Source organism: Marinobacter sp. (assembly GCF_041690455.1).
In the GTDB taxonomy this organism is placed as follows: domain Bacteria; phylum Pseudomonadota; class Gammaproteobacteria; order Pseudomonadales; family Oleiphilaceae; genus Marinobacter.
In genome coordinates, this window is the sequence record NZ_JAWLHI010000101.1 from 1 (window position 1) to 9,873 (window position 9,873).

General features: G+C 61.7%; 7 protein-coding genes. 5 read left to right on the forward strand and 2 right to left on the reverse strand.

The window, feature by feature from the left end; translation table 11 throughout:
* Positions 1-2,734 (forward strand): efflux RND transporter permease subunit (locus tag ACESMW_RS17485; RefSeq protein WP_372988266.1); only part of this gene is annotated, 2,734 nt, incomplete at its 5' end.
* A 70-nt stretch (positions 2,735-2,804) separates the two neighbouring features.
* On the opposite strand, the gene ACESMW_RS17490 is transcribed toward ACESMW_RS17485, so the two are convergent.
* Entirely contained in the window at positions 2,805-3,749 is a 945-nt protein-coding gene (locus tag ACESMW_RS17490) for an AraC family transcriptional regulator (RefSeq protein WP_372988267.1), read from the reverse strand.
* Positions 3,750-3,845: 96 nt separating this feature from the next.
* Positions 3,846-5,549: a putative bifunctional diguanylate cyclase/phosphodiesterase gene (locus ACESMW_RS17495; protein WP_372988268.1), complete on the reverse strand. Its 1,704-nt coding sequence runs from the start codon at positions 5,547-5,549 to the stop codon at positions 3,846-3,848.
* 209 nt (positions 5,550-5,758) lie between these two features.
* Between ACESMW_RS17495 and ACESMW_RS17500 the strand changes: the two genes are divergently transcribed.
* The 4 genes from ACESMW_RS17500 to ACESMW_RS17515 all read left to right on the forward strand — a co-directional run bounded on the left by ACESMW_RS17500 (position 5,759) and on the right by ACESMW_RS17515 (position 9,796).
* Positions 5,759-6,070: a DUF3301 domain-containing protein gene (locus ACESMW_RS17500; RefSeq protein ID WP_372988269.1), complete on the forward strand. Its 312-nt coding sequence runs from the start codon at positions 5,759-5,761 to the stop codon at positions 6,068-6,070.
* A 112-nt stretch (positions 6,071-6,182) separates the two neighbouring features.
* Complete coding sequence (locus ACESMW_RS17505) at positions 6,183-7,502, forward strand: substrate-binding domain-containing protein (protein WP_372988270.1); 1,320 nt, start codon at positions 6,183-6,185, stop codon at positions 7,500-7,502.
* A 122-nt stretch (positions 7,503-7,624) separates the two neighbouring features.
* Positions 7,625-8,920 (forward strand): pyridoxal phosphate-dependent aminotransferase, encoded by a 1,296-nt coding sequence (locus ACESMW_RS17510; protein WP_372988271.1) that lies wholly within the window; start codon positions 7,625-7,627, stop codon positions 8,918-8,920.
* A 51-nt stretch (positions 8,921-8,971) separates the two neighbouring features.
* Positions 8,972-9,796, forward strand: a complete 825-nt coding sequence (locus ACESMW_RS17515; protein ID WP_372988272.1) for an inositol monophosphatase family protein — start codon at positions 8,972-8,974, stop codon at positions 9,794-9,796.
* Positions 9,797-9,873: the final 77 nt, after the last annotated feature.

Sequence of the window (9,873 nt, forward strand, 5' to 3'; positions counted from 1 at the left end):
GCTGCCTGCAGAAGCACAGGACCCGGTGATCACATCTACCACCGGCGAGTCCACCGCGCTGATGTACATTGCCTTCTACAGTACCGAGCTGGCCGTACCGCAGATAACCGACTACCTGACCCGGGTGGTGCAGCCCAAGCTGCAGGCACTCCCGGGCGTCGGCAAGGCCCGGCTGTTCGGTCGCAAGTTCGCCCTGCGGGTATGGCTGGATCCAGAGCGACTGGCCGCCGTCGATATGACCCCGCCGGAAGTCGTCGCAAAACTTCGGGCCAACAACTACCAGGCTGCGGTGGGCAACACCAAGGGCCAGTATGTCGAAATCGCCATGACCAGCGATACCGATGTGGCCGACCCGGACCAGTTCCGCAACCTGGTGGTGAAGACCAGCGATGGCACCCAGATCCGGCTCCAGGACATCGCCCGCGTGGAGCTGGGCTCGGAAACCTACGACGAGCTGGCACTGTACAAGGGGCAGCCGGCCACTTACGTTGCCATCGAACTGGCACCCGGCGCCAACCCGTTGACGGTGGCAGGCCTGGTCAAGGACGCACTGCCGGATATCGAAAGCCAGCTGCCCTCGGGCCTGGATGTCCGGCTTGCCTATGACGCCTCCGACTTCATCGAGGACTCCATCAATGAGGTAATCAAAACCCTGCTGGAAGCACTGCTCATCGTGCTGGTGGTGGTATTCCTGTGCCTGGGCTCCATTCGCGCATCGGTGGTGCCCTCGGTGGCAGTGCCGCTATCCCTGATCGGCGGCGCATTCATCATGCTGATGTTCGGGTTCTCCCTGAACCTGCTGACGCTGCTGTCCATGGTGTTGGCCATCGGCCTGGTGGTGGACGACGCCATCATCATGGTGGAAAACGTGCACCGGCACATCGAGCAAGGCGAATCCCGGTTCGAAGCCGCCATCAACGGGGCCCGGGAAATGGCCGTGCCGATCATCGCCATGACCACCACTCTGGTGGCGGTCTACGCGCCTATCGGTTTCATGGGCGGCCTGGTGGGCTCGCTGTTCACCGAATTCGCCTTCACCCTCGCAGGCACCGTGGTGATTTCCGGCATCGTGGCGCTGACGCTGTCACCCATGCTGTCCGGCAAGGTCCTCAAGCCCCACGGCAACCCGGGACGCTTCGAGGAACTGGTGGAGAAGACCTTCAACGGTCTTTCGAGTGCCTACAAGTCGGCCCTGGCGTCACTGATGCAGACCAAATCCGTGGTGGTGTTTTTTGCCGTGGTGGTGCTGGGTTCCATCTACTTCATGGTGATGATGAGTCAGAACGAGCTGGCGCCCACCGAGGACCAGGGCATCCTGTTCTACCAGGGCCTTGGACCCCAGACCGCCACCCTCGACTACCTGCGCGAGCATGGTAACGAGGTTCAGGAGCGCATGGCCACCGTACCCGGTTACAACGAGGACTTCATGATCCTGGGCATCACCAGCCCCAACGCGGTTTTCGGCGGCTTCAAGATGAAGCCCTGGAGCGAGCGGGAGGTAAGCCAGTTTGAAGTTCAGCCGATGCTCGACGCCGAGCTGAAAAACGTCACCGGGCTGCAAACCGCGGTCTTCCCGCGCCCGTCCCTACCGGGCTCCGGCGGCGGTCTGCCGTTCCAGTTCGTCATCACCACCGGCAGCAGTTACGAGCAGCTGGATCAGGTGGCGGACGAGCTGCAGGGCAAAGCCATGGCCAGTGGCAACTTCATGTTCCTGCAGAAATCCATCAACTTTGACCGGCCAATCACCCGTATTAATGTGGATCGGGACCGGGTCGCGGACCTGGGGCTGTCCATGCAGGACATTGGCCAGGCGCTGTCCAGCATGCTCGGCGGCGGCTACATCAACCGGTTCAGCATGGAAGGCCGCTCCTATCAGGTCATTCCCCAGGTCGACCAGCAGTTCCGACTGGATGAACAGGCCCTCAACGACTATTACATCCGCACGGACGTTGGCGGCCTGGTGCCCCTGGGCAGTGTCGTGAGCTTCAGCCACGATGTCGAGCCGTCCAACCGGACCCAGTTCAACCAGCTGAACTCACTCACCCTGCAAGGGGTGGTGATGCCGGGTGTGGCCATGGGAACCGCCATGGACTTCATGGAGCAGACCGCAGATGAGGTCTTCCCCCAAGGATTCAGTTCGGATTACACCGGGCAGACCCGCCAGCTGGCGACCCAGGGCAGCGCCCTGGTGGTGACCTTCTTCCTGTCACTGCTGGTGATCTACCTGGTCCTGGCCGCCCAGTTCGAAAGCTGGCGTGATCCGTTCATCATCCTGGTTTCGGTGCCCATGTCCGTGGCCGGTGCCATGGCGTTCATCGTGCTGGGCTTCGCCTCCATGAACATCTACACCCAGGTGGGGCTGATCACCCTGATCGGGGTGGTGTCGAAAAACGGCATCCTGATCGTGGAGTTCGCCAACCTGTTGCAGAAGGAGCGTGGTCTGGACAAGGTCCAGGCGGTGATCGAAGCGGCGGCCATCCGCCTGCGGCCGATCATCATGACCTCCCTGGCCCTGATCTTCGCCATGGTACCGCTGCTGATCGCCGTCGGCCCCGGTGCGGAGAGCCGTTTTGCCATCGGCCTGACCATCAGTGCCGGCCTGGGCATTGGTACCCTGTTAACCATCTTCGTGCTGCCGGCCTTCTACATTCTGCTGGCGCGGGATCATCACGGCTCGGCCGCCGATGAGTATGGTGACGAGGCCGAAGCCGGAAAACCGGCCACAGGTCACTGACAGCCGCAACTGAAAAAGCCCGCTTACCAAAAGGTAACCGGGCTTTTTCTTTTGCGGATCAGGCGGTGACTCAGCTGGCCTGTCTGCCGGCTGCCCGGTCCAGGAGTGCCCGCCGCCACTGAATGGTCTCGCTCGGCAGTTCGCCAAAGTGCTCTCGGTACAGCGCGGCAAAGCGCCCGAGATGACTAAATCCCTCGTCAGCGGCGTAATGAGAGATGTGGGGTACCTCGCACTGGCAGTCCACCAGGCGGCGGCGCACACGGACCAGCCGGCAACGCTGATAGAACCGATAGGGCGTTACCCCGGTCTCCCGCTTCATCAGGTAGTAGAGATTGCGTTCGCTGGCTCCGGCATGACTGGCCAGTTCCGGCAGGTCGAATTGCCAGTCCGGCTTGCTCCGGATCCGGTCGATGGCTCGTTGTACCCGGCGATCGAGCGTTGGCAACTCCAGGTCGGCGAGAACCTGGCCCGTCGTCTCCAGTTCCACCAGACGCGAAACCAGCTGCCGGGTGCCCGCTACGGCCTGTTTACTGTCCAGAAAAAACCTTGCCTGCAGAAGGAAACGGTCAATCAGACAGCAGACCGTGCTGCCGGAGACGGACCGAGAAGCTGGCCCCACCGGTACCGGTATTCGCTCTGACGGGATGACCATGACCACCCGGGTGCCTGGCGCCAGATGCAGCGTCAACGCCCCCGGGGCGGTACGGCAGGCGTCGCTATGAACGTCTCGCCCCCCTCTCTTCTCGCCAATACGCACCTGGCCCGCCAGGACGCGCAACCACAGGGGCACGGGGGAGTCCCAGCCGGTAATCATCAATGCCTGCTCCACCGCCAGGCAAATAACCGTGCCATGGTCAGACGGCGCGACATAGAGGGCGCCAACAGCCGAATCACTGTCGCCTGCCGACCTGCACTGAATCGATGGCAAGACCGCCAACAACCGCAGCGCTGCCTGAAATTCTGACAGTGAGGCGCGATTCAGGCGGAGGAAGCCGTCCAGTTCTACGGTTGCCAAGGATTCCCGGGACATAAAACCACACAATTTTGAGGGATTTTGCTCTTTGTATTGGAAATCGCCCCGAAACCCTAGCCATATATTGCAATCACCTGGTCAGGAAGCCACATAATCATACCGGAATTGATGTCCATCAATCAGAACATCAACAACCTGACTCCACCCAAAGGGCTTGCCGAGCAGATAGCCCTGGCCCCGGTGACACCGCAGCTGGCGCAACTTCTCCAGCTGCTCGTCACTCTCGATTCCTTCGGCCACCACTTCCAGCCCCAAAGCCTCGGCAATGCCGAGAATGGCCGAGACAATGCGCGCGTCCCGGGCATCGGTGCCCAGCTGCCGGGTAAACTGGCGATCAATCTTCAGGACCTGCACCGGTAAAGTGTGCAGGTAGGCCAGGGAGGAATAGCCGGTCCCGAAATCATCGATGGCAACGCCAACGCCCTGTTCGCCAAACCTCCGCAGCCGCTGCAGACAACGGGCGGAAAGGCTCATCAGATGGGTCTCCGTGATTTCCAGCTCCGGACGCCAGCCCAGGGCCGCCAGGCGGTCGAAAAAGGGGCCAAGCACCTGGTCCAGACGCGCATCGGTAATCTGCCGGGCGGAAATATTGATGGCCATACGCATCCCTTGGGGCAGCGGCACCTCGGACACACTGTCGAGATCCGACTGGACGCACCGCAACAGATGCTCGGTCAGATCATGAATGTGGCCCCGTTGTTCCGCGATGGGGATAAAATCCGCCGGTGAGATCTCGCCAAACTCCGGATGCAGCCACCGGAAAAGAGCCTCCAATCCGACGACGCGCCCGGTGTCCAGGTCAAACTGGGGCTGGTAGACCACCCGGAACTGTTCCGGTGCGGTCTTCAGGGCGGCAATCAGTGCCTCGGACAGACGCTGTTCCCGTCGCCCCTGCTCACTCTCCACGGCACTGTACAGACGGAAACAGGCACGACCGGCCACCTTGGCGGTATACATGGCCCGGTCCGCATTCTGCAGCAAGTCGGCACTGGTTCGCCCGTGGTCCGGAAACATGGCGCCGCCCACGGACGCCGACAGGAAATACTCACGACCATCCACCCGGACGGGATCCTGGAACACCCGGTTCAGTCGCTCGCCGATGTTCTCCAGTTCCAGATCGTTCTCGACCTCGACAATGGCCGCAAACTCGTCCCCGGACAGACGGGCCAGCACGTCGTTACGCCGCAGGGCAGTCCGGATACAGCGGGAGGCTTCCCTGAGTACCCGGTCGCCACAGTCATGCCCGTGGAGATCGTTGATCGACTTGAAGAAATCAAGATCAATGAACAACACCCCGAAACAGCCGACAGCACCTTGCCGGCGATCCACCCGGGCTTTCAGGAATTCCTGAAACAGCGAACGGTTGGGCAGCTCGGTCAACGGATCGTAATAGGCCAGGGATGCCAGGCGTTCGTCCCCGGCTGCCGGATCGCCCACATCCATGAACACGCCGGCATAGAACTTCCGGGAGCCCTGGATCACGGGATAGATGGACAACCATTGCGGGTAGGTTTCGCCGTTCTTGCGACGGTTCCAGATCAGCCCCTCCCAGCGCCCGTTGTTGTGGATGCTCTCCCACATGCCCCGGTAGAATTCCGGGGAATGCAGACCGGAACTCAGTACCGAAGGTGATTCACCGAGTACTTCTTCATGGCGATAACCGGTGACGGCCTGGAAGCTGCGATTGACGTAGGCGATGCGCGGCTCGGTGGTAGACAACATGATCGCGCGGGGGTGATGCTCCACCAACGCCCTGAAGTCCTGCTGTTGTACTGCTTGCATGGCGGACTCTCTTTTTTGTTGTATCCGTGGCGGTTGCCAATCGGTCGGGACGATCAAGCATATCGCCCACCTGTCGCCTGCCAAGCCATATTTTGCAGAACAAACGGCATTTACGACCAAAGCCTAATGGGACCGGACAATTTCAAGCCAGCACTCAATCGTGTACCCTGAAGCCCCTTCCGACCTGCTTTCAGGGAACATAACTGGCTGTGACTCTGGGAAACCTGTTCTGGCTCTTTCTGGCCGGCTTTGCCGCCTGGTACTGGTGGCGTGCCAAGGCCATCAAGGATTTCGTGTTGCAGGCGGCTCGCCGTTACTGCAAAACCATGGATGTCGAATTGCTGGACGATGCCGTGTACCTGCGTGGCCTCTGGTTCAAGCGGGACGAACAGGGCAGGCTGAGAGTCTGGCGGCGCTTCCTGTTTGACTTCACCTCCACCGGAGAGGAACGGTACACCGGGCGGGTGATCATGCTGGGCTCGAAGATTCTTAATATGGAGCTCGAACCCCACCGCTTCTGACCGTTTTCCGTGTTTGACAACAATCGGTTACAGCACTGAAACCTGATTGTCATATTTCTGTCGCATTCTTCTGACCGACCTCGAGAAACAACCTCCATAAGGCACAATCAGAATGCGAAGACTGCTTTCCCCGAAGGCCCTGACAACCCTGGCCGCTCTGGCCCTGACTACCTATGGCACAGCCGGCCTCGGGGCCGGACTGGAAATTCACGGCTCCAACACCGTCGGCGCCACCCTGGCCCCGATGCTGGTCAGCGGTTACCTGGAACAACATACCGGCGAACCGGTCCGGACCGAAGCCACCGGACGTGAGAACGAGCAGCGTATTCTGGCCCGCAGCAACGGCAAGGCCATCGAGGTCCTGGTGGCCGCGCACGGATCGAGTACCGGTTACAAGGCACTGGCCGCCGGGCAGGCCGATGTCTGGGCGTCCTCGCGACCGGTGAAGGGCCAGGAGATCGAGCAATTCCGCAACCGGGCGGATCTGATGTCGCTGGAAAGCGAACACGTCATCGCCATCGATGGCCTGGCCATTCTCGTGCACCCGTCCAACCCGGTGAGCCAGCTCAGTATCGATACCCTGGGTCAGATCTATGCCGGTGACATCCGCAACTGGTCCGAGGTGGGCGGCCCGGACCGGCCCATCAAGCTGTATGCCCGGGACGACCGCTCCGGCACCTGGGATACGTTCAAGTCCCTGGTGCTTGCCAAGAAATACTCCCTGGACCCCTCGGCCGTTCGCTATGAGTCCAACGACCAGCTGTCCGACGACGTCAGCCACGACCCTTCCGGCATCGGCTTTGCAGGCCTGGCATCGGTGCGCAACAGCAAGGTGCTGGCCATCTCCGAAGGCGATGCCCCGGCCCTCAAGCCCAACCAGCTGACAGTGGCCAGCGAGGACTACCCGCTGGCCCGCCGCCTGTTCATGTATACCCCGGGAAGCCCTGACAACGAACTGGTCGCGGGACTGATCGACTTCGCCCTGGCCGGCACCGGCCAGGAGCTGGTAGCAAAATCCGGCTTTATTTCCCAGAACCCGATCGCGGTCCGGCCCGAGTTCGACGATTCCGTCCCCGAATCCTTCCGGCGACTGACCGAGCGATATGACCGGCTGACCGTGAATTTCCGTTTTGCCGAGGGCCGCACCAAACTCGACAACAAGGCACTGCGGGATCTGCGCAGGGTCCGGGATTACCTTGCGCAGACGGGCAAGAGCGCAGACGATCTGATGCTGATCGGTTTTGCCGACCAGCAGAGCAACGAATTGCGGGCCCAGATGATTTCCGAATTGCGGGCGCTGTCGGTGCGCAAGGCACTGGCGGCCGAGGGAGTTTCCGATGTCGCCTACACCGGCTATGGTCATTACATGCCGGTCGGTGGTCGCGGCAGTGAGCGCAATGGCCGGGTTGAGGTCTGGGTCCAGTCCCGCTGAGCGGACCGGACACGACGAAAGTAGACCCCGGATTTTCGGCAATCACCTATCCGCGTGGATGTCACAGATATGTTTGGGTTTCCTATACTGTGCTGGTCATTTCCAACCAACAGACCGGAACAATGGACATCAAGAACGACCACCGATACGCGATTAACCTGAACGTCCGGGGCATCCAGCCCTCCGCCACCCTCCGCATCAACGAGCTGAGCAACCAGCTGCGTTCCGAAGGAAAAGACATCATCAAGCTCGGCCTGGGGCAATCCCCGTTCCCGGTACCCGATCGCGTGGTGGACGCCCTCAAGGAACACGCCCACGAGAAAGACTACCTCCCGGTGAAAGGCCTCAAGGGCCTGCGTGAAGCCATCGCGGGCTACATCAACCGCAATGAGCGTATGCGCTGCACCTGGGAAGACGTCCTGATCGGCCCGGGTTCCAAGGAACTGCTGTTCATGCTCCAGCTGGCCTACTACGGCGACCTGCTGATCCCGCGCCCGAGCTGGGTTTCCTACGCGCCCCAGGCCCGCATCATCGGCCGTTCGGTACACTGGCTGCCGACCCACGCCGAGAACAACTGGCAGCTGACTGCCGAGGAACTGGACATCTTCTGCCGGGACGACCCGTCGCGGCCGCGCATCCTGATCCTCAACTACCCGTCCAACCCGACCGGTTGCACCTACACCGACGACCAGCTGCTGGCGATCGCCAATGTCGCCCGCAAGTACAGGCTGATCCTGCTCTCGGACGAGATCTACGGGGAAGTGCACTTCGAAGGCAAGCACAAGTCCATTGCCCGCTACTACCCGGAAGGCACCATCATCAGCACCGGCCTGTCCAAGTGGGCCGGCGCCGGCGGCTGGCGCCTGGGCACCTTCATCTTCCCGCCCGAGCTGCGCCCGCTGCAGGATGCCATGGCGATCATCGCCAGCGAGACCTACACCGCAACCAGCGCGCCGATCCAGCACGCTGCCATTGCGGCGTTCCAGGGTGGTGACGACATCGAGGAATACCTGAAGCAGTCCCGCCGGGTCCTGAAGGTGGTGGGTGAATACATGCACCGCCGCCTGAGCGAGATGGGTGCCGTGGTGCAGAAGCCGGAGGGCGCGTTCTATCTGTTCCCGGACTTCTCCAACTTCCGCGAGCAGCTGGCCCGCAAGGACATCAAGACCTCCCAGGCCTTCTGCACCGCCCTGCTGGAGAACACCGGCGTGGCCATCCTGCCGTCCAGCGACTTCGGCTTCGTGCCGGATCACCTGGGCGCCCGCCTGGCGTTCGTCGATTTCGATGGCCGTGAGGCCCTGAAGCTGGCCGGCGATGATTACGCCGAGCTGAACTTGGGCGACGAGTTCGTCGAGCAGGCCTGCCCTCGCCTGGTCCTGGCCATGGACAAGATGGAGCGCTGGCTGCAGAGCCTGTAACACCATCGTGTTAGACTGGCGTCCTCACTCCACGAGACCAATGAGGGCGCCATGTCTGCTTCCGTTTCCCTTCGCGATATCACCGATTTTGCCGAATCCCTGGCCCGCGAAGCCGGGGAACTGATCCGCCGTGAGCGGGAAGACAACACCCTCCGCACCGACTACAAACACCAGACCGAACTGGTCACCCACGCCGACGTGATGGCCGATGAGTTCATCACCGGCGCCATCCGCAAATGCTTCCCGGACCACCGCATCCTGTCCGAAGAAACCATGCCGGACCTGTCCCAGGCGGAAGAACTGGACACCCCCCTGTGGATCGTGGACCCGATCGACGGCACCGTGAACTATGCCTACGGCCATCCCCAGGTCGCGGTTTCCATTGCCTATGCCGAAAGGGGAGAAGTCCAGGCCGGCGTCGTCCACGCCCCCTTCCCCGGCGAAACCTTCCGGGCCACCAAGGGCGAAGGCGCCACTATGAACGGCAAACCGATCAAACACAGCGGCGCCACCGAGCCCCGCCAGTCCCTGTTTGCCACGGGTTTCCCCTACACCAAGGACAACCTGGAACCCCTGGTCCGCCGCCTCGATGCCATGATCCACCAGTGCCGGGACCTGCGCCGCATCGGCTCGGCGGCCCTGGATATCTGCTGGGTGGCCTGTGGTCGTCTGGACATCTACTACGAAAACGTCAGCCCATGGGACTTCGCGGCGGCCCGACTGATCGCCAAGGAAGCCGACGCCACCGCCGGTCACTTCGGTGAGGTACCGGCAGGTTACCCGGCCGACCTGTGGGGCCGCGACATCCTGATTTCGGCGCCTGCGGTATGGAAGCCGGTTCGTTCCATTCTCCGGTCTGCCTCCGGATATGACTGAGCTTCTTGTTTGAGTTTCACCTGGTTTCCCAGCCTGATGGTCCGGGAGTTCGGCCCGGGTGGGTCTTCCCTTCACAG